This window comes from Streptomyces sp. NPDC016309 (assembly GCF_043077235.1).
In the GTDB taxonomy this organism is placed as follows: Bacteria; Actinomycetota; Actinomycetes; order Streptomycetales; family Streptomycetaceae; genus Streptomyces.
In genome coordinates, this window is record NZ_JBIBSG010000003.1 from 574,521 (window position 1) to 597,778 (window position 23,258).

Annotated in this window: 23 protein-coding genes and 2 pseudogenes; 8 read left to right on the plus strand and 17 right to left on the minus strand. The window is 74.1% G+C overall.

Annotation, left to right across the window (positions count from 1 at the left end; genetic code table 11):
• Nucleotides 1-9: 9 nt before the first annotated feature.
• On the minus strand, nucleotides 10-294 hold the full coding sequence (locus ACF068_RS10390; protein WP_392273761.1) for a GlsB/YeaQ/YmgE family stress response membrane protein: 285 nt from the start codon (nucleotides 292-294) through the stop codon (nucleotides 10-12).
• Between the two features lie 264 nt (nucleotides 295-558).
• A complete protein-coding gene (locus ACF068_RS10395; protein ID WP_392273762.1) occupies nucleotides 559-1,677 on the minus strand; it encodes an aminoglycoside phosphotransferase family protein in 1,119 nt (372 codons plus the stop codon).
• Nucleotides 1,678-1,911: 234 nt separating this feature from the next.
• Here ACF068_RS10395 and ACF068_RS10400 point away from each other — a divergent pair, with 234 nt between their 5' ends.
• A complete protein-coding gene (locus ACF068_RS10400) occupies nucleotides 1,912-3,405 on the plus strand; it encodes a hypothetical protein (RefSeq protein WP_392273763.1) in 1,494 nt (497 codons plus the stop codon).
• 252 nt (nucleotides 3,406-3,657) lie between these two features.
• Here ACF068_RS10400 and ACF068_RS10405 read toward each other — a convergent pair whose 3' ends face one another.
• Both ACF068_RS10405 and ACF068_RS10410 read right to left on the minus strand, forming a co-directional pair.
• Nucleotides 3,658-5,103, minus strand: coding sequence for a PP2C family protein-serine/threonine phosphatase (locus tag ACF068_RS10405; RefSeq protein ID WP_392273764.1), 1,446 nt, complete (start codon nucleotides 5,101-5,103; stop codon nucleotides 3,658-3,660).
• A 162-nt stretch (nucleotides 5,104-5,265) separates the two neighbouring features.
• Nucleotides 5,266-5,592: pseudogene (locus ACF068_RS10410) on the minus strand (SDR family oxidoreductase); the annotation flags it as partial.
• Between the two features lie 175 nt (nucleotides 5,593-5,767).
• Between ACF068_RS10410 and ACF068_RS10415 the strand changes: the two are divergent.
• Entirely contained in the window at nucleotides 5,768-6,787 is a 1,020-nt protein-coding gene (locus ACF068_RS10415) for an NAD-dependent epimerase/dehydratase family protein (protein ID WP_392273765.1), read from the plus strand.
• A gap of 121 nt (nucleotides 6,788-6,908) precedes the next feature.
• Nucleotides 6,909-7,787, plus strand: coding sequence for a hypothetical protein (locus tag ACF068_RS10420; protein ID WP_392273766.1), 879 nt, complete (start codon nucleotides 6,909-6,911; stop codon nucleotides 7,785-7,787).
• A gap of 67 nt (nucleotides 7,788-7,854) precedes the next feature.
• On the opposite strand, the gene ACF068_RS10425 is transcribed toward ACF068_RS10420, so the two are convergent.
• The 4 genes from ACF068_RS10425 to ACF068_RS10440 all read right to left on the minus strand — a co-directional run bounded on the left by ACF068_RS10425 (nucleotide 7,855) and on the right by ACF068_RS10440 (nucleotide 11,764).
• Nucleotides 7,855-9,126, minus strand: coding sequence for a cation:proton antiporter (locus tag ACF068_RS10425; protein WP_392273767.1), 1,272 nt, complete (start codon nucleotides 9,124-9,126; stop codon nucleotides 7,855-7,857).
• Nucleotides 9,123-9,929: a VOC family protein gene (locus ACF068_RS10430; RefSeq protein WP_392273768.1), complete on the minus strand. Its 807-nt coding sequence runs from the start codon at nucleotides 9,927-9,929 to the stop codon at nucleotides 9,123-9,125. Before ACF068_RS10430 ends, ACF068_RS10425 begins: the two co-directional genes overlap by 4 nt.
• 126 nt (nucleotides 9,930-10,055) lie before the next feature.
• On the minus strand, nucleotides 10,056-10,937 hold the full coding sequence (locus tag ACF068_RS10435; RefSeq protein WP_392273769.1) for a ribonuclease BN: 882 nt from the start codon (nucleotides 10,935-10,937) through the stop codon (nucleotides 10,056-10,058).
• A gap of 140 nt (nucleotides 10,938-11,077) precedes the next feature.
• Complete coding sequence (locus ACF068_RS10440) at nucleotides 11,078-11,764, minus strand: HAD family acid phosphatase (protein ID WP_392273770.1); 687 nt, start codon at nucleotides 11,762-11,764, stop codon at nucleotides 11,078-11,080.
• Between the two features lie 175 nt (nucleotides 11,765-11,939).
• Here ACF068_RS10440 and ACF068_RS10445 point away from each other — a divergent pair, with 175 nt between their 5' ends.
• Both ACF068_RS10445 and ACF068_RS10450 read left to right on the plus strand, forming a co-directional pair.
• Nucleotides 11,940-12,896 carry a GNAT family N-acetyltransferase gene (locus ACF068_RS10445; RefSeq protein WP_392273771.1) on the plus strand — a complete coding sequence of 319 codons (957 nt, stop codon included), beginning with the start codon at nucleotides 11,940-11,942 and terminating at the stop codon, nucleotides 12,894-12,896.
• Between the two features lie 10 nt (nucleotides 12,897-12,906).
• Complete coding sequence (locus tag ACF068_RS10450; RefSeq protein ID WP_392273772.1) at nucleotides 12,907-13,413, plus strand: GNAT family N-acetyltransferase; 507 nt, start codon at nucleotides 12,907-12,909, stop codon at nucleotides 13,411-13,413.
• A gap of 132 nt (nucleotides 13,414-13,545) precedes the next feature.
• On the opposite strand, the gene ACF068_RS10455 is transcribed toward ACF068_RS10450, so the two are convergent.
• Nucleotides 13,546-14,826: a tannase/feruloyl esterase family alpha/beta hydrolase gene (locus tag ACF068_RS10455; protein WP_392273871.1), complete on the minus strand. Its 1,281-nt coding sequence runs from the start codon at nucleotides 14,824-14,826 to the stop codon at nucleotides 13,546-13,548.
• Nucleotides 14,827-14,853: 27 nt separating this feature from the next.
• Nucleotides 14,854-16,242 (minus strand): annotated as a pseudogene (locus ACF068_RS10460) (PHB depolymerase family esterase); the annotation flags it as partial.
• A 406-nt stretch (nucleotides 16,243-16,648) separates the two neighbouring features.
• Here ACF068_RS10460 and ACF068_RS10465 point away from each other — a divergent pair.
• Complete coding sequence (locus ACF068_RS10465; protein WP_392273773.1) at nucleotides 16,649-16,840, plus strand: hypothetical protein; 192 nt, start codon at nucleotides 16,649-16,651, stop codon at nucleotides 16,838-16,840.
• 21 nt (nucleotides 16,841-16,861) lie between these two features.
• Here the strand turns inward: ACF068_RS10465 and ACF068_RS10470 are convergent, their stop codons facing one another.
• Together ACF068_RS10470 and ACF068_RS10475 are read right to left on the minus strand one after the other, a co-directional pair.
• On the minus strand, nucleotides 16,862-17,212 hold the full coding sequence (locus ACF068_RS10470) for a hypothetical protein (protein WP_392273774.1): 351 nt from the start codon (nucleotides 17,210-17,212) through the stop codon (nucleotides 16,862-16,864).
• A gap of 196 nt (nucleotides 17,213-17,408) precedes the next feature.
• Nucleotides 17,409-18,326 (minus strand): S1 family peptidase, encoded by a 918-nt coding sequence (locus ACF068_RS10475; protein ID WP_392273775.1) that lies wholly within the window; start codon nucleotides 18,324-18,326, stop codon nucleotides 17,409-17,411.
• A 767-nt stretch (nucleotides 18,327-19,093) separates the two neighbouring features.
• On the opposite strand from ACF068_RS10475, the gene ACF068_RS10480 reads away from it, so the two are divergent.
• Nucleotides 19,094-19,291 (plus strand): hypothetical protein, encoded by a 198-nt coding sequence (locus ACF068_RS10480; protein ID WP_392273776.1) that lies wholly within the window; start codon nucleotides 19,094-19,096, stop codon nucleotides 19,289-19,291.
• Between the two features lie 121 nt (nucleotides 19,292-19,412).
• Here the strand turns inward: ACF068_RS10480 and ACF068_RS10485 are convergent, their stop codons facing one another.
• Nucleotides 19,413-20,852, minus strand: coding sequence for a glutamate decarboxylase (locus ACF068_RS10485; protein ID WP_392273777.1), 1,440 nt, complete (start codon nucleotides 20,850-20,852; stop codon nucleotides 19,413-19,415).
• A gap of 327 nt (nucleotides 20,853-21,179) precedes the next feature.
• Between ACF068_RS10485 and ACF068_RS10490 the strand changes: the two genes are divergently transcribed.
• Complete coding sequence (locus ACF068_RS10490) at nucleotides 21,180-21,734, plus strand: hypothetical protein (protein ID WP_392273778.1); 555 nt, start codon at nucleotides 21,180-21,182, stop codon at nucleotides 21,732-21,734.
• A gap of 51 nt (nucleotides 21,735-21,785) precedes the next feature.
• On the opposite strand, the gene crcB (ACF068_RS10495) is transcribed toward ACF068_RS10490, so the two are convergent.
• The 4 genes from crcB (ACF068_RS10495) to ACF068_RS10510 all read right to left on the minus strand — a co-directional run bounded on the left by crcB (ACF068_RS10495) (nucleotide 21,786) and on the right by ACF068_RS10510 (nucleotide 23,256).
• A complete protein-coding gene (gene crcB, locus ACF068_RS10495; protein WP_392273779.1) occupies nucleotides 21,786-22,160 on the minus strand; it encodes a fluoride efflux transporter CrcB in 375 nt (124 codons plus the stop codon).
• Entirely contained in the window at nucleotides 22,157-22,510 is a 354-nt protein-coding gene (locus ACF068_RS10500; protein WP_392273780.1) for a DUF190 domain-containing protein, read from the minus strand. Before ACF068_RS10500 ends, crcB (ACF068_RS10495) begins: the two co-directional genes overlap by 4 nt.
• On the minus strand, nucleotides 22,507-22,917 hold the full coding sequence (crcB, locus tag ACF068_RS10505; protein ID WP_392273781.1) for a fluoride efflux transporter CrcB: 411 nt from the start codon (nucleotides 22,915-22,917) through the stop codon (nucleotides 22,507-22,509). The genes ACF068_RS10500 and crcB (ACF068_RS10505) overlap by 4 nt, the downstream gene beginning before the upstream one ends.
• Nucleotides 22,918-23,040: 123 nt before the next feature.
• A complete protein-coding gene (locus ACF068_RS10510; protein ID WP_392273782.1) occupies nucleotides 23,041-23,256 on the minus strand; it encodes a hypothetical protein in 216 nt (71 codons plus the stop codon).
• Nucleotides 23,257-23,258: the final 2 nt, after the last annotated feature.

Sequence of the window (23,258 nt, forward strand, 5' to 3'; positions counted from 1 at the left end):
CGCGCGGGGTCAGGCGTGCACCCCGTGACCCCGGTGGCCCCGGCCGGCGATGAGCCGGTAGAGGGCCAGAACGATCACCGAGCCGACGATCGCGGCTATCCACGTCGACAGGTCGAAGAACCCGTCGATCGAGTCCACACCGAAGATGACCTTGCCCAGCCAGCCACCCAGCAGACCGCCCACGATGCCGATCAGCATGGTCACCAGAATGCCGCCCGGGTCACGACCCGGCATCAGCGCCTTGGCGATCGCACCGGCCAGCAGCCCGATGAGGATCCACGCGATGATTCCCATTCTCGACCTCCCGTAGCTTTCCGCACGTCCCGCCACGCGGCGGGACACAACACCGCGTTGCCGCCCCTGAGGCCGATAAACGCCGGTGGCCCCCGCGGCCCTGACACGGGGACCGAAGACCCGACGTGGCGTGCGGCCCGCCGCCGCCGATCCGCCACCCCGCCCCGTCGCGGGCGCCCTCGCGTACGCCCGGGCACGCGACAGCGCGCCGCGCGACCGGTGTGTCGGCACCGGGCGCGCGGCGCGCTCCCCCCTCGTCGCCGGTCAGCGCGTGCCGACCGCGGCGCGCACGGCCCGCCGTGCCAGCGCGCAGTCGTCGTGCAGCCGCCGCAGCAGCAGCCGCTGTTCCTCGCCGGTCGACACCGCGCCCGGCGCGGCCGGGACCGAACCGACGGGTGGCGCCTCGCGTATCGTGCGCTGCACGGCCGTCTCGTACGTACGGATCTCCCGCGTCAGCACCAGCATCAGGTTCACCAGGAACGCGTCCCGTTCCGCCGGGCCCCCGCGCTGCGCGAGCTGGCTGATGTGACGGCGGGCGGCGGGCGCGTCACCCACCACCGCCCACAGGGTCGCCAGGTCGTACCCCGGCAGGTACCAGCCGGCGTGCTCCCAGTCGACCAGCACGGGACCGGCCGGCGACAGCAGGATGTTGGAGAGCAGCGCGTCACCGTGGCAGAACTGGCCCATGCCCTGGCGTCCGCCCGCGTGCGCCAGGCCGTGCAGCAGCTTCTGGAGGTCGTCCCGGTCCCGGTCGGTGAACAGCCCCAGCTCGTGATAGCGCGAGATCCGCGAACCGTAGTCGAGCGGGGCGTCGAACGTCCCCGCGGGCGGCCGCCACGCGTTGAGCCGGGTGATCGCGCCGAGCGCGGCGCGCAGGTCCGCCCGGGGCGGCGCCTCCACCGGGTGCCGCGTCAGCGCCGCGGCCCGTCCCGGCATGCGTTCGATCACCAGCGTGCAGTCGTCGGGGTCGGCGGCGATCAGCCGGGGCGCCCGCACCGGGGGGCGGTGGCGCACGAAGGCCCGGTAGGCGGCGATCTCGTGGCGGAACCGCTCGACCCACGCGGGGGAGTGGTCCAGTAAACACTTGGCGACCGCGGTGGCGCGTCCGGTGGTCCCGACGAGCAGGACCGAGCGGCCGCTGCGCCGCATCACCTGCACCGGGTTGAACTCCGGGCAGATCCGGTGCACCGACGCGATCACCTTCCGCAACTGGGCGCCCTGGGTGCCGGACAAGTCGATTCTCCCGCTGAGCGGTCCGGCCACCGTCCCCGCCCAGCGCCGGGTCCGGCCCGCCTGGGTGGGATCCAGGTACGGGCCGCTGCCGGCCGGGACGGTGCGCTGCGGCCGGGGCGGGGCGGACACGGAGGACGATGCTGTGTACATGGGAGAGACAGATCCCTTCGTGTGCCGACGATGTGCGTACGCTGCCCCGTCCCGGCAACCGGCCGACACCCTGGGGAATGAGGGCCGATTGCCGGAGCGGGGTGGCGCTTTCCTACCTGACACCCGGGCGCGGGTGGCACACCATCTGGCGCACCCTGGCGAACCCTGGCGAATCATCGCCACCCCTATGCCGGCGGGTTAGTGTCAACTCAGCCGAGAACCTGGGGGCTTGACGTGACCGGAGAACCCAACACCCGCCTTGCAGACCTGTTCGGCCTGGCCGGCTGGTCGAAAGGGGAACTCGCGAGACTCGTGAACCGGCAGGCGGCGGCCATGGGCCACCCCCAGCTGGCGACCGACACCTCGCGGGTCCGGCGCTGGATCGACATGGGGGAGACCCCGCGCGATCCCGTCCCCCGGGTGCTGGCGTCCCTGTTCACCGAGCGACTCGGCCGTGTCGTGACCATCGAGGACCTCGGGTTCGTACGACACGGGCGCGCCGGGAAACGGCGGGACGTCAGGAACACCGACAACCCTGACGGGCTGCCCTGGGCGCCCGAACGTACGGCTGCGGTCCTCACCGAATTCACGGGAATGGACCTCATGCTCAACCGACGCGGCTTGGTGGGCGCGGGCGCCGCGCTCGCCGCAGGCTCCGCACTCACCAGCGCCATGCACGACTGGCTCCACACCGATCCCGCTCTCGCCGCCGACGCCCCGCGGCTCGACAATCCCCTGCACGCCGACCCCGCCGGGTTCGACCGCTACGAGGCCGCTCCCATCGGGTCGCAGGAGATCGAGGCGCTGGAGCGCTCGGTCGAGGTGTTCCGCGCCTGGGACGCCGCCCGCGGCGGCGGGCTCCAGCGCAAGGCCGTCGTCGGCCAGTTGAACGAGGTCGGCGGCATGCTGGCCTACCGCCACCCCGACCACCTCCAGCGCCGCCTCTGGGGGGTCGCCGCCAACCTGGCGGTGCTGGCCGGGTGGATGTCCCACGACGTGGGCCTGGAACCCACCGCCCAGAAGTACTTCGTCATCGCCGCCCACGCGGCGCGCGAGGGCGGCGACCGGCCCCGGGCCGGCGAGGCGCTGTCCCGCGCCGCCCGCCAGATGGTCCACCTGGGCCGTCCCGACGAGGCCCTGGACCTGATGAAGCTGGCCAGGTCCGGCTCCGGCGACGAGATCCTGCCCCGTACCCAGGCCATGCTGCACACCATCGAGGCCTGGGCGCAGGCGTCGATGGGCCGGGGTCAGGCGATGCGCCGCACCCTGGGTGAGGCCGAGGAACTGTTCGTCTCGGACAAGTCCGACGTGCCCCTGCCGAGCTGGATGCAGACCTTCCGCAGCGAGGACCTGTACGGGATGCAGGCCCTCGCCTACCGGACGCTGGCCGAGCACGAGCCCGCCGCGGCCAAGCAGGCGCAGTACTTCGCGCAGAAGGCGCTGGCGCTGCGCAACGACGGCCGGCAGCGGTCGAAGATCTTCGACTACCTGTCCATGGCGTCGGCGTGCTTCATCGCGGACGACCCCGAGCAGGCCGACCGGTACGCCCGGCTCGCGCTGATGTCCATGGGTGAGACCTCGTCCCAGCGGACCTGGGACCGGCTGCGGGAGATGTACCGGCTCACCGGGCAGTACGCGGGCTACTCGAAGATCGAGGACCTCCGCGAGGAGATCCAGCTCGCCATGCCGAAGGGTTCGGTGAAGCGGCCGAGGCGGGACCGGGCCTGACAGGGGCCTGCCGGCGGCACCACCGGAACGGCGCACGACGGGACGCGCGGCCCCGGCCGGTGTGCACGGGAAGGCGCCGTCATCACGCCCGGCGCGTGATCGCTGCCGGAACTCCCGGCCACGACCCGAACCCGCACGCGACACGACCCCCACCACTGCCCTTGCCCGGCCAGCGCGCCACGACCGTCACGACCGTAGGGCCCACGACCGCGGAACACCACGTCCGTGGGCCGGATGACGCACGGACCGGACTCACGCCCGGTCGCCGACCCTGGCGATCAGCACACAGGCGTCGCCCTCACGCGGTGAGCGGCCGAACTCCTCCACCACCGACCGCACGCACTCCTGCGCATCGCGCGCCACGGCGAACCGCGGTGCCATCTCCAGCAGCCTGTCCCTGCCCGGACCGCGCGTCAGCCCGTCCGTGTGCAGCACCAGCAGGTCCCCGGGCAGCAGCCGGACCTCGGCCTGCTCGTACGTCGCCCCGGCGGTCGCCCCGAGCAGGGCGCCCTCCGGGCGGGTGAGCGCGCGCCCCGTCCCGCCGCGGAACAGCAGCGGGGCGGGGTGGCCCGCCTGCGCCCAGGTGAGCGTCCGCGTCCGCGGCTCGTAGCGGCAGCACACGGCACTGCCCAGGGCGGGCTGCGACGAGGAGTCCAGCACCTGGTTGAGGTGGCCCATCAGCGGGCCGGGCCGGATGCCGGCGACGGCCATGCCCCGCAGGGCGCCCAGCAGCATCGCCATGGTGGACGTGGCGGACACGCCGTGCCCGGTCAGGTCGCCCGCAGTCAACAGGGCTTCACCGTCCGGCAGTTCGAGCGCGTCGTACCAGTCGCCGCCGATCGTGGCGCTGGTCCCGGACGGCAGGTACTGCCCCGCCAGGTCCAGCCCGGCCGGCCCGCCGTGCGGGAAGCCGGCGGAGCCGCGCCACGGCGGGAGGACGGCCTCCTGCAATTCCACGGCCATCCGGTGCTCGGTCTGCTCGATGTGCTGGCGGCGCTGCAACGAGTCCCGTGATTCGCGCACGGCCCGCTCGCTCCGGCGCAGCTCGCTGACGTCCCGTAACACCGCCCACATCGACGCGGTGCACCCGTCGACGTCCAGGACGGGCTCGCCCATCATGTGAAGCGTGCGCACCCGGCCGTCCGCGCGGACGATCCGGAACTCGCCGTCGATGGGCTTGCCGTCGATCAGACAGCCCGTCACCATCGCGGTCAGCAGCGCCTGGTCCTCGGCGAACACCATGGAGGGCAGCTCGTCCAGGGTCAGGGGGCCGGCCTCGGGGGAGCGGCCGAAGATGTCGTACAGCTCGTCGGACCAGCTCACCTCGTCGGTGAGGAGGTTCCACTCCGCGCTGCCGACCCGGCTGAGCAGTGAGCCGGTGGGCGGCGGGTCGGACGGCGCCGGGTCCGCCGGGCCGGTGTCCTCGGTCCCCGGCCGGTCGTCCGGGCCGGCGAGGCCGTCCGGGACCCCTTCCTTCAGCTGGCCCAACTGGGCGCCCAGATCGTCGAGCTGGTGGACGGCGAGGTCGCACAGCGCGCGCTGCCAGCGCCCCTGCGGGTCGTCCTCGTCCGCCACGGAGTCCCGGCGCACGGCATCGACGTCTCCGCGCAGCCTGCGGGTCTGCGAGATCAGGGCGTCCAGCGTGCCGCGCTCGGGCGGCTGGGGGGCGGGACGGTCCGCGAACAGATGGGACGGCATGTCGTACTCCGATACGGGCGCGGCGGCCAGGGTCTCTGAAACGAAGGACCGTTACGACTGTTGCACAGGCGGAGAGGGCCTGTAAGGGGTTTGGCAACACTCGATACGGTGGTGCTTCTGGCATATGCCAACGGCCCGGTGGAACCGGGCCGGGCGCGGTCGCGGCAGGAACGAGTCCACGTGACCGCCGTCGACCCGCACCGCCGCGCCCGTCGTCGCCGAAGCCTGTGGGGAGCTCAGGTATACCACCATGTGGGCGATCTCCTCCGGCTCGATCAGCCGCTGGAGCAGGGACGGGGGCCGGTGTTCACGCATGAGCACGCGTTGTGCGTCCTTCCGTGCCAGGTCCCGGTCGACGGGCTCGTAGCCGACGTCCTCCACGTCGCCCGTTCGGGTGGGTCCCGCGATTATCGGGTTGACGGTGACGCCGGTTCCGGCGGCCCCCTCGGCGAAACCCCGGCCCACCGCCAGGAGGGCCGTCTTCGTCATGTCGTTCTCGTGTGCCGTCCCCCGCGTCCCAGGCTTCCCCTGCCGGTCGCCCGCCACGCCCGCGCCCCGGATGACGTGGAGAGTGCCGGACAGGGGGTACCCGGAGGATCCCGCGCGCCCGTCCGGGGCGCCGGCGGGGCAGTGCCGTCGCCGTAGGAGGACAGGAGCCGTGAACATGAACGCCGGTAAGCGGGTCGTCGTCACCGGAGCCACGGGGAACGTCGGTACCAGTGTGGTGGCGGCCCTCTCCGAGGACCCCCGGATCTCGTCCGTACTGGGCCTGGCCCGCCGGCTGCCCGGCTGGTCACCGCCCAGGACCGACTGGGCGGCCGTGGACCTCCGCGAGGAGACCGACCTGGTCAGGTACTTCGAGGGCGCCGACGCGGTGATCCACCTGGCCTGGGCGTTCCAGCCCACGCACGACCCGGTGGCCACCTGGCGCACGAACGTCCTCGGCAGCCTCCAGGTGTTCCGGGACGTCTCCTCGGCGGGTGTGCCCGTCCTCGTCCACGCCTCGTCGGTCGGCGCGTACTCGCCCGGACCGAAGGACCGGACGGTCGACGAGTCCTGGCCCACGCACGGCTGGCCCGGAGCCGCCTACACCCGGGAGAAGGCCTACCTGGAACGTGTCCTGGACTCCTTCGAGGCCCGCAACCCCGGAGTCCGGGTGGTACGGATGCGGCCGGCGTTCCTGTTCAAGGAGGAGTCGGGGAGCGAACAGCGGCGGATCTTCGCCGGCCGGTTCGCGCCGGGACCGCTCGCCGGGCCCCGGACCATCCCGGTCGTGCCGGACGTCCCCGGCCTGCGCTTCCAGGCCCTGCACACCGACGACGCGGCCCAGGCCTACCGGCTCGCCGTCGTCAAGGAGGTGAGCGGCGCCTTCAACCTGGCGGCCGAGCCGGTCCTCGACGCCCGCCGGCTGGCCGACCTCCTCGACGCCCGGGTCGTACGCCTGCCCCGCCCTGCCATCCGGGCCGCGCTGGCGGCCGGGTGGAGCATGCGCCTGATCCCCGCCTCCCCGCACCTCTTCGACGCCGTGCTGCGCGTGCCGCTCCTGGACTGCACGCGCGCCCACGAGGAACTGGGCTGGCGGCCCCGGCGTACCGCCCTGGAGGCCGTCGAGGAGATGCTGGACGGCATGCGGAACGGCGCGGGCATGGACACCGCCCCCCTCGCGGGACGCAAGGCGAGCTGACCCGCACCCGCCCCCGCCCGGAGGTGACTCGGGCGCCCGTAGTGGGCAGACCGAGAACAGGGAACGGGACGCCCGGGCGTCCCGGCCCGCCATACGCACCCGGCCGGGGAAGGGGGCAACGGTGCCCGACAGGCGTCCTCGGGGCTACCAGCCCGACTGGCAGCCCCGCCCCGCCACCCAGGAACTGCTGGCCGCCGTCGAACTCATCCTCGGAAGGTACGCCGCGCAGTTACCCCTGACCATCCGCCAGATCTGGTACGCGGCCGTGTCCGACGGCGTCCTCGTCCGCCAGGAACGCACCTACAAGCGCCTCGTCGACCTCCTCGGCATGGCCCGCCGCTCCGGCCGCATCTCCTGGCTCGCCATCGGCGACGGCACCGACGCGGTGGTGGAACCCGTCGCGTACGACGGCCCGGAGGGCTTCCGCCGGGCGCAACTGGAGGCGGTCCGGGGCTTCCGGCTCGACCGCCAGGCCGGCCAGGAGGCCCGGCTGGAGGTCTGGTGCGACACGGCCGGCCTGGTGCCGCAGCTCGCCTCGGTCACCGACCCGTGGGGCGTGCCCGTGTACGCGTCCGCCGCCGGGCTCTCCGGCAAGCGCGCCGCCGCCCGGCGGGCCGCCCTGGGCGGCCACGCCGCGGTACGGATCATGGTCGTCGGGGACTGGGACCCCAACGGGGTGCACCTGTTCACCGCGCTCGCCGAGGACGTCACGGCCTTCGCCGCGCTGGACGCCCCCGACGTGCGGATGCACTTCGACCGGCTGGCCGTCACCGAGCACCAGATCGCCGAGTTCCGCCTGCCCACCGCACCGGTGAAGGCCAGCGAACGGCGCTCCTTCCCCGGCACCTCCACCACCCAGGCCGAGGCGCTGCCCCCCGACGCCCTGGCCGCCCTGGTACGGGACGCGATCAGCGGCAACCGGGACACCGACGTCCTGGCGGAGGTCCTGGAGCGCGAGGACGCCCAGCGGAGCGCCCTCCTGGAGCGCTTCCCGGCCTAGGCGCGGGTGCCGACGTTCGTCCGGCCGCGTCCGGCCGGGCGGGGTCCTCCGGCACCCGCTCGCGGGGTCACGGCGGGGGAGCGCCCGGCGCGGCCCGCTCGCGTATCCGGTCGAGACGGGTGATCACCGGGCCGGCCGTCACCCCGTGCAGGACCACCGAGGCGAGGACGGTGAAGACCACGGCCGCCCAGAGCTGCCGGTCCAGGCCGCCGAAATCGTCCTCCCCGAGGGCGTACGCCAGGTAGTACAGCGACCCGATGCCCCGCAGCCCGAACACCGCCGTGACGATTCGCTCCCGCGGCCCGGCGGCCGAGCCCAGCTGCGCCACCCAGCCGGTGACCGGCCGGACGACCAGCACCAGGAGCAGTGAGACGGCCGCCGCCTGCCAGGTCAGAGCCGCGAGGCCGCCGCCCGCGACGAAGCCGCCGAGCAGGAACAGCAGGAGCGCGGTGAGCAGCCGCTCCGTCTGCTCGGTGAACTCGTGCAGCACCTTGTGGTAGCCGTGGCTGCGCTCGGCGGCGCGCAGGGTGCAGGCGGCGACGAACACCGCCAGGAAGCCGTAGCCGTGCAGCAGCTCCGTGACCCCGTACGACAGGAAGGTGGCGCCCAGGCCGACGAAGCCCTCCATGTGCTCCGACAGCCGCAGCGCGGACGTCCTGGCGCGGAAGAACATCCACCCCAGCAGCCGGCCCACCGCCAGCCCCGCGAGGACCCCGATCGCGACCCGGCCGAGCGCGTCGGTCCCCACCCAGCCGCCGACCCAGTCGGCCGACCAGCCGGTCCCGGCCGACGCGGCCAGCGCGACGGCGGCCATCACGAAGGGGAAGGCGAGCCCGTCGTTGAGTCCGGCCTCCCCGGTGAGCGTGAAGCGGACCTCGTCCTCGTCCTCCTCCGCGTCGGTCGGCTCCCCCACCCGTACCTCCGCCGCCAGCACCGGGTCGGTGGGCGCGAGCACGGCGCCCAGCAGCAGGGCGACGGCGGGCGGCCAGTCCAGCAGCGCCCACGCGAGCACGGCGGTCACCAGGATCGTCAGAGGCATGGTGATGCCCAGCAGCCGCCAGCTCCCCGCCCAGGAGCGGAGGCCGGGTGGCCGGTTGATGGCCAGCCCGGCGCCCATCAGCGACACGATGACGCAGACCTCGGTGAGGTGCTCCACCCACAGCCGGTTGCCCACCGGGTCGGCCACGGGCACGGGCAGGGGCAGTAGCTGGACGGCGGCGCCCACCGCGAGGAACACCATCGGCATCGAGAAGGGGCGGCTGAACGCCACCCGGGGCAGGACGGCCGCCGCCAGCGCGCCGACGCCCAGACCGGCGTACACGAGATCGGAAAAGGTCATTCAGCAGTTGTGCGCGTGGTGACCGTGAACAAACCCCCGTCCGGGTCCCGCAGTGTCGCCTGGACGCCCGGCGTGTGGTCGAGCATGGTGCCGCCGTGCCGCAGCGCGGACGCCACGCAGCCGTCGACGTCGCGCACCGGGAAGTGCACCTCCCACCGGGGGCGGATCGCGGGGTCGGGCGCGGCCTCCAGCGCGCCGGAGCTGAGCCGGGCCACCACGTGGCCGGCGCTGCGCAGCACGACCTCTTCCGCCTCGTACTCCACGTCGCAGCAGCCCGGCCGGCCGCACGCCCAGTCGAAGACCTCCCCGTAGAAGATCGCGGCCTCGAAGGCGTCCCGGGTCCGCAGCCGCAGCCAGGCGGGCGCGGCGGCGCGCCAGGTCTCCCAGCCGGACAGGAGCTGGCCCTCCCAGATGCCGAAGACCGCCCCGTCCCGGTCGGCGGCGAGGGCGCCCCGCCCGACGACGAACCCGACCGGCCCGACGGCGACCGTGCCGCTGCGCTCGCGGATGCGGCCGGCCGTCTGGTCGGCGTCCTGGACGGCGAAGTACGGGGTCCAGGCGACGGCCACCTGGAAGGCGGAGGCCAGTGCTCCTATGCCGGCGACCGGCTTCCCGTCCTCCAGGGCGACGCTGAACTCCTCGCCGAGCCGTGCCGGGCGGAATTCCCACCCCATGACCGCGCCGTAGAAGTCCTGCGCGGCACGCAGATCGCGGGTCATCAGACTGACCCAGCACGGGGCACCGAACACGGAGCTGCTGGACGTCACCCCCGACGTCGTGGTGGCTGTCGGCTTCCTGTTCATGTGCAGACCGTCCCGGTGTCACCAGTGGTGCGGATGTGCCGCAGGTGTCCCTGCTTCCTCTTCTGCCTCTGCCGGTGTCCATCCTTGCACTCTTCGCGGGGGATGGCCTTCCCCGTGCGTCCGGCCTCAGCGGCGCCGTCGCGGCCGGCGCAGCAGGCGGCGCCCGCGTTCCAGGCCGCGGGCGAGGTGCCAGCGCTCCTCGTAGAGCAGCCGGCCGACCAGGGCACCGCCGAAGACCACGAAGCCCACGCCGACGAGCCACGACTGGACGACCAGCATGGTGCCGACCGGCCCGTAGGTCACCGCGTTGGAGGCGATCAGCGGGGAGAAGACCAGCCGGGAGAAGACCCGCAGTCCGGCGAGGCCGACCACGGTGCACACCGCCCCCGGCAGCAGGGCCCGCCACGGCAGCCGGCCGCCCAGCAGGAACCGCTGGGACCACCAGAAGAACAGCACCCCGCTGCCGAAGGCGAGCACCACGCGCCAGGCGAGGTCCACGCCGGACGCCGGCCGGGAGGACACGTCCGCCGACAGCAGCAGGTAGCCGATGAGCACGGCCAGCCAGACCGCGTGCCGCCACATGGTGTGCCAGCGGGCGGCGCTGAGCTCCCACACCTTCTCGTAACCGGTCTGCACCACGCCGCCGAACGTCAGACCGAACACGGCCAGTGCCGCGATGCCGAACCCGGTGGTCGACTCCAGGGCGGCGCCCGGGGGCGCGAACAGCCGCTCGACCTCGTCGGTGGAGGCCACGGCGACCCCGAGGCCGTCCGAGAGCCACTGCGCGAATCCCGTGCCGCCCGCCGGGTCCGCGGCCGCCACGACGATCAGCAGCGGGACGAGCGTGAGCAGCCCGAGGGCGGCGAAGCCCATCGAGCGGTGCATCAGCTCCAGGTCGGTACCCGTCCGCCAGCCACGCCCGGCGGCCGAGCGGTGGAAGGCGTCGTGCAGCCGCCCGAACCACCGGGTGTGGGCGCCGCCCCCGGCCTCGGGAGACTTCTCGGACATGCACCTCGCATACCCGGTGGCGGCCCGGCGGGTACGGGTGGGGACGGGGGAGGCCCCGAATGGACGCCTCCGCCGCCCCTCCCGGCACCGGCGGACGCGCGCTAGGGGGTGTCTCGCCGATCGTGCCGGGCTCGCGATCCCTAGGACAGCTTGCCGTCGTAGTCCGGCAGCTTGAAGGTGCGCTCGGCGTGGCCGCCGGCCAGGTCGGTGGGCCGGTTGCCGATGTTGGCGATGATCGTGTACCCCTTGGCCTCGATCTCGGCGCGCTTGGCCGTCTTGTACGCGCTCACCTCCTCGAACAGGTCGGGCAGGTCGCGCACGTACAGGCCGTCGACGGGGTAGCCGACCGCCCTGAGGTTGCAGGCGGTGGGGGCGTGCAGGATGCCGGGCCGGGCGGTGACGAAGAAGACGTCCACGCCCCGCGAATCCGCGTACCGGACCAGGTCCAGCACGGGCCGCACCGCGGGCGTCGGATACTCCCAGAAGTAGTGGAAGTCCGTCTCCAGCGAGGTGTTGTCGATGTCGAGGACCACGGCGAGCCGCCGGTCGGAGGGGGGCGCGGTGCGCTGCTCGATGTAGGAGTGGGCCTGGCCCAGGGCGGCGGAGACATCGCGCTGCCAGGTCGCGTAGTCGACCCCGGCGAGCCGGGCGCCGGTGGCGGTGGTGGTCGCGGTGGTGGTGGCGGTGACGCGGGTGACCGGCGAGGGGGCGGTGGCGGCGGCGCCGGCCGGAGCGGCGGTGGCCGTGGTGGCGGTGGCGGTGGCCGTGGTGACGGTGAAGGCGGCCAGGGTGAGCGCCACCCGTGTTCTCCATCGGGCTGCATGCATGGGGCTTCAACTCCTGTGGGGGTAGGGGCGGGTGAAGGCATTGGCATGCTCGCGCTCAATGATGGACGGAATGAGGCCTTCCTTCTACTGGTCGGTAGCGATTTCGTGCGGCGAACCCGACGGCGGGCCGGAAATCCGTTTGCCCCCGGGTCCGCCGGGCGCCGACAGTGGCCCGATGCAGACGGGACCCACCTTGACCGTCCGGGCCGCCCGGACCGAGGACGCGCCGCAGATATGCGAGCTGCTCAACACCATCGACACGATCGAGATCGGCGCCCCCGAGACCGATCTGCACACGGTCGAGGCCGACCTCACCCACCCGGAAGTGGACCTCGCCCACGACTCCTGGCTCGCCCTCGACGACGCGGGGCGGCTCCTCGCGTACGCGCTGACGTGGGACGACTCGGGCGGCGAACGCATCGACATGGACCATTACGTGCTCCCCGACCAGCAGGCCGCCGGGGAGACGCTGCTGGCGGCGGCCGAGGAGAGGGCCCGCGCCAAGGCACGGGCCAACGGCGCCGCGCGGGCGGTGGTCCACCTCCACCTCAACCAGCGCCCCACCACCGACACCGGCATCCTCACCCGGCGCGGCTGGCACACCGTACGGCGCTATCAGGTGATGGTCCGCGACCTGACCCCCCACCAGGACCCGCTGCCCGAGCCGCCGGCCGGGGTCACCCTGCGCCCCTGCACCGACGAGGCCGACCGGCGGCGCGCCCACGCCCTCGTCGAGGAGACCTTCGCCGAGCACTTCGACCACCAGCCGCGCCCCTACGAGCGGTGGCTGGACGACATCGACGCCGAGCACCTGGACTGGTCCCTGGTCTGGATCGCCGCCGTCGAGGGCCTCGGTGACGCCGCCGTGCTGCTGTCCCGCAACGACCGTGCCGGCATGGGCTGGGTGCGCAACCTCGGCGTCCGCGAGGCCGCCCGCGGCCGCGGCCTCGGCGGCCACCTGCTGCGCCACGCGTTCGGCGTCTACGCCGCACTCGGCCGTGACACCCTCGGGCTCGGCGTCGACACCCTCAACAAGAGCGGAGCCCTCCGGCTCTACGAGGCCCACGGCATGCGGCTGCACTACGCCGTGGACACCTGGGAAGTCACGCTCCCCGTCGCGGGCGACCGCTGAGGCGGCCCGGATGCGCATCCGGGCGGCACGCCCGGAGGACCTTCCCGTCCTCCGGGACGTCGAGCGGGCGGCGGGACGCTGCTTCCGTGACGTGGGCATGGCCGCCGTCGCGGACGACGAGCCGCTGCCGTACGCCGAACTCGCCCGCTACCAGGAAGCCGGCCTGGCCTGGGTCGCACAGGACGGGGGACGGACACCGGTCGCCTACCTGCTGGCCGCGCCCCTGGACGGCGACCTGCACGTCGAGCAGGTGTCGGTGGACCCGGGCAGCGCCCGCCGCGGGATCGGGCGGGCGCTGCTGGAACACCTGGCGGAGCGGGCCGTCGCCGACGGGATCCCCGCCCTGACGCTCACCACGTTCGCCGAGGTCCCGTGGAACGCCCCGTACTACGCCCGCTGCGGCTTCCGCGTCATGGCGGACCGGGAGATCGGGCCCGGTCTGCGCCGCGTCCGGCGACGCGAGGCGGCGCACGGTCTGGACCGCTGGCCCCGGGTCTGCATGCGCCGGCTCCTCTGACGCCCCGGCGCGCGGGCCGTGCGCCGGCACCGCACGCCGGGGGCCGGTGCGCCGGCCCCGTGCGCGTGCGCCGTCCCCGGTCCCGTGCGCGTCCGCCCTCCGCCGTCAGAGCCGGCAGAGCCGTGAGAGCCGTCAGAGCCGGCAACCGGCCAGCAGGGCGGCCGGATCGGCGCCGGGCGGCAGAGGCACCGTCCGGCCGGGCGGCGGGCGGTGGCCCCGGCCGACCCAGTCCTCCAGGGCGGTGAACGCCGAGCGGTGGCACGGCACCAGCGGCCGCAGGCGGCCGGGGAAGGCGTCGACCAGGGAATCGGTGTGCGTGCCGCCCTCGATCCGGTAGTAGCGGTGCAGACCGCCCCGCCCCGCTTCCCGCACCATGCGGGCGTACACGTCCGAGTCCTGACCGATCGGCAGCAGCACGTCGAGCGTGCCGTGCACGGTGATCAGCGGCTTGCCGATACGGCCCGTCAGGGCGATGCGGCCGACCGCCTCGCGCACGCCGGCGGGCCGGGCGGCGTAATCGTAGTCCGCGTCCGCCCCGGCGTACGCCGGGTCCAGCTCCTCGCGGTAGACGCGCTGGGTCAGGCCCCAGTAGTACGCGTGGTGGTAGGGCCACAGGAACTCCGACCCGGCCGGGTAGCCGGCGGCGTGCATCGCGTCGCGCGCCGCCCCGGCGTCCGGGCCGCCTGCCGCGTACACCGGGTAGTGACGCAGCGCGGGGGGCAGGAACGTGAACAGGTTCGGCCCGTCGGCGCGCCACAGGGTGCCCTCCCAGTCCACCCCGCCGTCGTACAGCTCCGGTCGGTTCTCCAGCTGCCAGCGCACGAGGTAACCGCCGTTGGACATGCCGGTCGCGAGGGTGCGGGCCGGCGGCCGGTGGTAGCGCTGTGCCACGACCGCCCGGGCCGCGCGCGTGAGCTGGGTCAGACGGGTGTTCCACTCGGCGACGGCGTCGCCCGGAACGCGCCCGTCCTGCTGGAAGGACGTGCCCGTGTTGCCCTTGTCGGTGGCGGCGAACGCGTACCCCCGGGAGAGCGCCCAGTCGCCGATGGCCCGGTCGTTGGCGTACTGCTCGCGGTTGCCGGGGGTCCCGGAGACGACGAGACCGCCGTTCCAGCGGTCGGGCAGCCGGATCACGAACTGGGCGTCATGGTTCCAGCCGTGGTTGGTGTTGGTGGTGGAGGTGTCGGGGAAGTACCCGTCGATCTGGAGGCCGGGCACACCCCTGGGCGTGGGCAGGTCCTTGGGCGTGAGCCCGGCCCAGTCGGCCGGGTCGGTGTGCCCGGAGGCCACGGTCCCCGCGGTGGTGAGCTCGCCCAGGCAGGCCACCCGCTGGTGCTCGGCCCCGGGCACCCGGAGCGGGACGGAACAAGAGGCCCTCCGCGTCCCGGTCGCCACTCCCGTCCGGGTCGCCACTGCCGTCCGGGCGGCCGCCGTCGCGGAGCAGCCGTCGTCGGCGAGCGTGTAGTGGCCCGCCGGGGACTCCCTCAGCGTGTGGGTGACGAACGTGTTGTACAGCCCCATGGCCTGGTCCGCGCCCTTGGCGTAGGTGAGGCCGCCACGGGTCGTCGCCCGCCCCGCCCCCACGTGCGCGTAATTGCTTGACGTCCAGCAGGCGGCCGGGGCCCCGCCTTCGGTCCGCGCGGTGACGGGTGCGGACAGGGCACCCGCCCGGCCGTCCCGGTCCCGGGCGGCCACCGCGTACGTGTGCGCGGAGCCGGCCGCCAGGCCCGTGTCGGTGAACGGCGGTGCGGCGGGCTCCGCGACCGGCGTGCCGTCCCGGTGGACCGTGTAGCCCGCGGCCCCGGCGACCGGCGACCAGTCGAGGGTGACCGCGCTCTCCGTGGCCCCGGTGACGGACAGGCCACCCGGCGCGGGCAGCCCGCCGGGCGGTTCGCCGGCGCGGTCGAGGCCGAAGAACCCGGTGATCCAGTGGCTGGAACAGATCGTGTCCAGGAAGTACGCGGCCGCGGCCCCGCACTGCTCGGGGCCCGTCCCCGGATCCACCGGGGTGCCGTGGCCCATGCCCGGCACCCGGTCCACCTCCACGGCGACCGTCCCGTCCGCGGCCGCGTACTGCTCCCGCCGGGTGGAGTTGGGGCCGATGGCGGCCGTACGGGTGGGCGTGGGCGACAGGCCGTGCAGCGCGGTCCACTGGTCGCGCAGTTCGTCGGCGTTGCGCGGGACGACGGTGGTGTCCCGGTCGCCGTGCCAGATCGCCACCCTCGGCCAGGGTCCGGTCCAGGACGGGTGGGCGTCCCGCACCCGCTGCGCCCACTGGGCGGGCGTCAGGTCCACGCCCGGGCTCATGCAGGAGTACGCGGAGGCGGTGTCGCGCGCGCAGCCGTAGGGGAGTCCCGCGACTACCGCGCCGGAGGCGAAGACGTCGGGATACGCGGCCAGCAGCACCGACGTCATGGCGCCCCCGGCGGACAGGCCGGTCACGTGCACCCGCCGCGCGTCCGCTCCGTGGGCGGACAGGGCGTACGCCACCATCTGGCGGATCGACGCGGCCTCGCCCTGCCCCCGGCGGTTGTCGGAGGGCTGGAACCAGTTGAAGCACCTGTTGGGGTTGTTCGCCGCCGTCTGCTCGGCCAGGACCAGCAGGAAGCCGTGGCGGTCGGCGTACTGCGCGAGCCCGGAGGCGTCGGCGTAGGTCTGCGCGTTCTGCGTGCACCCGTGCAGGGCGACCACCACCGGCGCGGCGGCGGGCAGGGACGCGGGGCGGTACACGTACATGCCGAGCGCCCCGGGATTGCTCCCGAACGCGGTGACCCGGGTCAGGCCCACGGCCGCCCGGGCGCCGGGGGCGGGACCGGTGAGCACCGCCATGGCCGCCAGGGCCAGGACGGTCAGCGTGGCGAGCAGGCGCCGCAGCCGGGCAGCGGGACGCCCGGCCGCCCCGCGGCGGGGGAGCGGGGGCGGAAGCGGGCGTGGGAGGGGGCGGGAGGACGAGGGGGGCATGGCGGCTCCTCGGGACGTGCCGGGGCGGGTCCCCGCACCGTAGGACCCGGGGATACCGCCCGGTATGGCAGGCCGCACCACACTCGGGGCGCCTCCGCGCGGAGCCGGGGGGATTGCGCCGTGCGCCCGGACGTGCTAAAGGGCCGGGCGTGCCCCGTGCGGGTGTACGGGACGGGTTGCGCGCACCGGGCCCCCTCGCGCCCCGTACACTCGTCCACCGCTGCCCGCAGCGGCGGTGAGGGATCAACAGACTTCTTCGGAAAGGTATTTCGACATGGACTCCGCCGTGCGAGGCGACGCGCCGATCTACGACCGCCTCATAGAGGAGCGCGGCGACGTTCCCGCCGATGTGCGCCGGGTGGCAGAGGACACGATCCGGCAGCTCACCCGGGCGCTGGACTTCAGCGCCGTGGGCCGTTCATCGGGGTATCCAGGCATGGGCTTCCCGCCGCCGGCATCCCTATGACCGGGGCGGGGAGCGGTCCGCTCACGGCTGCTCGTCGACCAGCCCGCAGACCCATGCCAGCAGGTCGTGCACCCCGCGGACGTAGGCCGCGCGCTCGGCGCTCTCCGTCGGGTCCGCGAGCTGCACCACGGCCGCGTCCAGCTCGGCCGTGAGCAGGTGGCTGGACGGGGTGCGGCCGGCACCGGCCGCCCCGGTCACCGGCGCCGCGTCGGCCCGCCCGAGCGCCCACTCGCAGGCCGCCAGGGCGCCCAGCGAGAAGGGCGTCCGCAGACCGGGCGCCGCCGCCTTGTGCTCCAGCCGCCGGCGGGCCGCCTCGACCTCGGCACGTGCCTTGGTGCCGATGAGCACGTCCTGGTTACGTTCGGAATCCACTGCCATAGGTATACGTCTGACCCCAGCGGCCGATGCGATGCCCCGAAATGCGAAATTTCCGGGGCGGGGTATCCTCCGGGTGCGGTGGTGCCGCGGCCGGGCGACGGCCGGCGGCCCGCCGGGAGGGCGGGCCGCCGGGTGGGACGGGGCTGTGCGGTCCAGGACCGGGTGGTGCGCCCGGACGGGGCCGTGCGGTCTAGAAGACGCTCACGCCGTACGCGCTGAGCGCCTCCGTGACGGGCTGGAAGAACGTGGTGCCCCCGCTGGAGCAGTTGCCGCTGCCGCCGGAGGTCAGGCCGAGCGCGGTGCCGCCCGAGAACATCGCGCCGCCGCTGTCGCCGGGCTCGGCGCAGACGTTGGTCTGGATGAGGCCGTAGACGACGTCGCCGTTGCCGTAGTTGACGGTCGCGTTGAGGCCCGTGACCGTGCCGCCCCGGAGCCCCGTGGTGCTGCCGCTGCGCTGGACGGACTGGCCCACGTAGGCGTTGCCGGCCGCGGTGATGTCGCGGTAGCTGCCGTTGTAGAGGTACACGCGGCCGTCCGCCGCCGAGGCGTTGGAGTGCCGGATGATGCCGTAGTCGTTGCCGGGGAAGCTGGACCCGGTGCGGGTGCCGAGCAGGGTGGTGTTGCCCGAGTTGGTGTACCAGGTGCTGCCGATGTTGGTGCAGTGGCCGGCCGTCAGCGCGTAGTAGGTGCTTCCGCTGCGGACGTTGAAGCCGAGGGAGCAGCGGCCGCCGCCGGCGTAGATCGCCTGGCCGCCCGCGATGAGCTTGTTGAAGGTACCCGGGGTGCGCTTGATCTCCAGGGTGTTCGCGCGGCTGCCGGCGGCTTCCTTGATGCGGGCCAGCTCGGCCGCCGAGACGGTGGAGTCCGCCGTGACGACGAGCTTGCCGGACTTGGCGTCCGTGTACCAGGCGGTCCCGGGTACGTCGGCGCCCAGGACGGCGTCGCTCGCCTGGGTGAGCTGTGCGGCGGTGGCCCGCGCGCCGTCGAGCGGCGCGGCGCCCGCGCTGGGGGCGGCAAGCGCGGAGGCGGCCAGGAGCGCGGCCGCGACGGCGGTCAGCCGCGCGCCTCTCGCGATGCCGCCGAGGGGGGTGAAGCGCTTGAGGTTCACTGCATCCTCCGGTGGGGGATCCGTGGCCCGCTGGGTGGGCGGGCCCTACAGGGCGCCGGCGTGCCGGGTCACGACGGAGGGTTGCCGTCATGTGCCTGTCAAGCGGCGCGGTAGGAATCCTGGGCTCCGGCCGGGGGCGCGGGCAAGATCGCCTTTTGGCCGCTCTACGCGCGTCCGTCGGTATGACGGGCCGGACGGGCCCGCCGGGTGCGGGTGGCTCGCCGCCGGGCCGATGGGCGCGCATGGGCGGAGGGGCATGGAGCAAAGGCCGGGGAGCGTTTGCTGACCATCCATCAGCTCGTCCGGTGGGCCGGATGCCGTCCGGGGGGCCGGCGGGAAAGGGGCGGGCGCCCGTGACCGCCGTGGGGCCCGTCGGTGCTGTTCAGCGTTCAACGGACGGGGGTGGCGGTGCGCCCGCAGGCGGACCGGTGGCGTCCGTTTCGGTGGGCGCCACCGCCGGCCGGCCGGGGGCCGCCGTTGCAGTGGCGCCCGCAACCGGAAGGGTCGGCGGGTGGCCGGGAGCGCGGGGGCCCGACGGTACGCGGCGCCGCCGCGCCGGCGGAACCGGAACCGCCGCGCGCGCACCCCGTCGGCGCCTCCGTCACTCCCTTATGCGTCGATCACGCCCGTTCGCCCGGCGCCCGGCCGTGTCCGGATCCCGCCCCCGGGCGGACAGCGGCCCGTCAACGCCCGGAGTACCGGGGGGTGTAAAGACCCGGGACGCGAGGAAGTCGGGAGTCACGAGCGAAGCCGGGTGAAGGAGAGACATGAAGCACCACGACCACAAGCCCGAAACCGCGGCCGAAGAGGTCCTCGACGAGTTCGAGGAAGCGGAGCTGCGGCTCGACGACGGCGGTCCGGACGAGCACGACGGCGAGGCGGCGGACTCCCTCACGCCCAGCGAGACCGGCCAGGAATCGGTACGCGACGACAAGCCCCGCCCCGGCGGATCCCCCACCCCCTGAACCACCGCCCCGCGCCGGGACCGCCCGCCCCGCCGGCCGCCGCCCGCCCCGGGTCGCGGCCCCGCGCCACGGACGGCCCCGCCGGGGCCCGACCGGGGCCGGCGCGGGCGTGGGGGCGTGCCTAGGGCGTCACGGGCCGCCGGAGGGTCTTGGTCTCGGTGCCGTGGGCGAAGCCACCCGCGTCGTCGGCGCCGCGCTGCGGAGCCGGCTGGCGCTCCAGCCGTGACAGGACCCGGCGAAGGTCCTCGACGAGCAGGTCCGCGAGATCGTGCCCGAACCCGTTGCGCACGACGACGCGCAGCACCGCGAGATCGGAGCGGTTCGCCGGGAAGGTGTACGCGGGCACCAGCCAGCCACGCTCCCGCAGCGCCGCCGACACGTCGTAGACGGTGTACGCGTGGACGTCCTCCCGGAGGGTGAAGGCGAAGACGGGGGTCTCGCCGCCGTCGGTGACGAGGACGAACGGCCCCAGCCCGGCGATCTGCCCCGCCAGCCGCATCGCGACGTCCCGGCTGGTCTGCTGCACCCGGCGGTAGCCGTCGAAGCCCAGCCGCAGGAAGGTGTAGTACTGGGCGACCACCTGCGCCCCGGGCCGGGAGAAGTTCAGCGCGAACGTCGGCATGTCCCCGCCCAGGTAGTTGACGTGGAAGACCAGGTCGTCGGGCAGCGCGTCGGCGTCCCGCCACAGCGCCCAGCCGACCCCGGGCATGACGAGCCCGTATTTGTGCCCGGAGGTGTTGATGGACGCCACCCGCGGCACCCGGAAGTCCCACTCCAGGCCGGGATCGAGGAACGGCGCGATCATGGCACCGGACGCGCCGTCCACATGGACCGGCACGTCGATCCCCGTGCGGGCCTCCAGGTCGTCCAGCGCGGCCGCGATGGCGGCGACGGGCTCGTAACTCCCGTCGAACGTGGACCCCAGGACGGCCACCACACCGATGGTGTTCTCGTCGCACAGCTCGACGGCGGTCTCGGGCGTCAGATGGAACCGGTCGCCGTCCATCGGCACGTACCGCGGCTCGACCTCGAAGTAGTCGGCGAACTTCTCCCAGCAGATCTGCACGTTGACGCCCATCACCAGATTGGGCCGTTCCGCCGGCCGGCCCGCCGCGCGGCGCCGGTGCTGCCACCGCCGCTTGAGGGCCAGCCCGGCCAGCATCGCCGCCTCGCTCGAACCGGTGGTCGAGCAGCCGGTCACCTTCCGGGGGTCCTCGGCGTGCCACAGGCCCGCCAGCATGTGCACGCACCGCGTCTCCAGCTCGGCGGTCTGCGGGTACTCGTCCTTGTCGATCATGTTCTTGTCGGCGCACTCGGCCATCAGGCGCTGTGCCTGGGGCTCCGCCCACGTACTGACGAACGTCGCCAGGTTCAGCCGGGCGTTGCCGTCCAGCATCAGCTCGTCGTGCACGAGCTGGTACGCGGTGTCGGGGTCCATCGGCCCCTCGGGCAGGGCGTAGCGCGGAACCGTGACGGGCTCCCGGCTGAACAGCGGGTTGACCTGGAGGTCGCGGCTGCGGCGCACGCCGTGCCGGGACCGGCTCGCATGGTTCAGGGGCATCGCTCGACGTCCTTCCGCACGGATCGGGGCCCGTGTCACCCTGCGCCCTTCCCGTCCTTCGGCGCCGGGTCCGCGGGCGGCGCCCATTCCCCCCGGAATGGCCCAACCCGGCCCTGCCCTTCCGGCGGTACGGCGCCGGGACGGGTCGTCATGCACACGGCGTGAGCGCGGGTTTCGCCGAAACCCGCCGGACCCTGGGCCAAAACGTTCTGTTCCGTACCCGGATGGACACCCAAAGCGACGGAGGGGGCGGTGAACAGCCACCGTATGTAACGGGTTTCGCCAGGACCGGTGCGCCGCCCCCGGCCCTGCCGATACGGTCCGCCCATGGACGACTGCGAGTTGACCTCGGGCATCGACGCGTGCACGCCGCCCGACCACTTCGTGCGACTCCGGCTCGCCGCCTACGACGCGGCCGCCGACGCCGGCATCTCCTGGGTCCTGCGGGCACCCCGACCGCGCACGGCCGAGATACGCATCGCACGGGAACTGCACCAGGACATCCAGGCGGCACGGGCCGCCTGGAGCGCACCCGAATCCCCGGACGACCACTGGCCGCAGCTCGTGCGCCGGCTGCACAGCCTGCTCCACATCAGCCACCTCATCCCCGCGCTGCTGGAGACCAGCGAGAGCCAGGACCTGGACGCGGACCTGGTCGAGGCACTCCGCACGGCCGCCGTGATGTGCGGCGGCTTCGACCGGCCGCTCACCGCGCTGGAAGAGGCCCTGCGCGACACCCCGAACCACGAGCACGACCGGGACGGCGGACGCGCGCCCGACTCCGGTCTCCTGGCCGCCGCCTCCCGGCACGCCCTCACCGCGCTGCTCCTGCTGGACAAACAGTTGCTCACCAGGATCACCGCCGGGGGGAGTACGACCTAGCGTCTCGCCGATCGTGCCGGCCTCGCGTCGCCCGGCACCGCACCTCGCCGTTCACGCCCACAGTGCCCCGGCCACCGACACGCCCGCGAAGACCGCCCCCAGGCCGACGCCCGTGCTCAGGGCCACGTTCAGGACCGCGTAGAGGACCGCCCCGCCCTCCGCCAGCCGCAGCGTCTCGTAGGAGAACGTCGAGTAGGTGGTGAGCGCGCCGCACAGCCCCGTGCCGAGCAGCAGCCGCAGCGACGACCCGGCCGCCCCGGCCGTGACCGCCCCGGTCACCACGCCCAGGACCAGGCAGCCCACCACGTTGACCGCGAACGTCCCCCACGGGAACACCGAGTCGTGCCGCGCCTGCACCGCCCGGTCGGTCAGGTACCGCAACGGCGCCCCGACCGCCGCGCCCGCGGCCACCAGTAGCCAGTTCACCGCACGGCCTCCCCGCCGGCGTACCGGACGACCTCGCACGGGTCGAGGACCACCAGCCCGTCGCCGATCAGGCCGTCCAGCCGTGGCAGGAACGCCCGTACGCGCTCCTCGGTGTCCACGACCACGACCGCCACCGGCAGGTCCTCGCCCAGGGAGAGCAGCCGCGCCGTGTGGATCAGGGACGACCTGCCGAAACCCTCCACGCCCCGGAACACCGAGGCCCCGGCCAGCCCGGCGTCATGGGCCCGGTGCACGATCTCGCTGTACACGGGCCGGTGGCGCCAGACGTCGTTCTCCCCGACGAGAACCGTCATCCGCAGCGCCGGTGCGCCGCCCGCCGGTCCGGTCATGCCCGCCTCCTCACCAGGGCGCGGCGCGTCAGCCACGCCGTCGTCGCCACCGCCGCCAGGGCCACCACGGGCGTCAGGCCCAGATACACGAGACCGGCCCCCGCCCGGCCGCCTTCGACCAGGTCGTGGACGTCCACCGCGTACGTCGAGAACGTGGTGAAGCCGCCCAGCACGCCCGTGCCGAGGAAGGGCCGGACCAGCCGGTGCGCCGCCCGGGCCTCGCCGACCACGGCCATCAGCACGCCGATCAGCGCGCAGCCGACGACGTTGATAGCGAAGGTCGTCCACGGGAACCCGCCCACCGGGACCGGCCACAACAGCATCGCGCCGTAGCGGGCCGAGGCGCCCAGCACCCCGCCCAGCGACACGACCGCCACCACCGGCGCCTGTGCCCGCCACGCTGTCATGAACGTCCTTCTCCTACCCGCGGGCCGAGGGCGCGGTCCAAGCGTCGGGCGGACGGGCGCGCACCAGCACGGGCGGGGACCGCCGGCGGGCGCCACCGCCGCGGCCCTCAGCGTAACGGGCGGCTATCGCCGCAGGCCGTCCAGGGGGCGGAGGTCGCTGTCGGTCAGGGCGCGCCCGGCTCCCTGCGGCTCCGGGGCCCCGGTGTTGCCGTACGACTGCGTCGAGAAGTTGCCGTTCTGCGTGTGCAGTTCGCGGTCCCCGACCGCACCGGCCGCGGTGGCGGAGGCGCCGAGGACGGCTGCGGCGACACCGGCGGTGGCCAGCACCTTCTTGATCATGG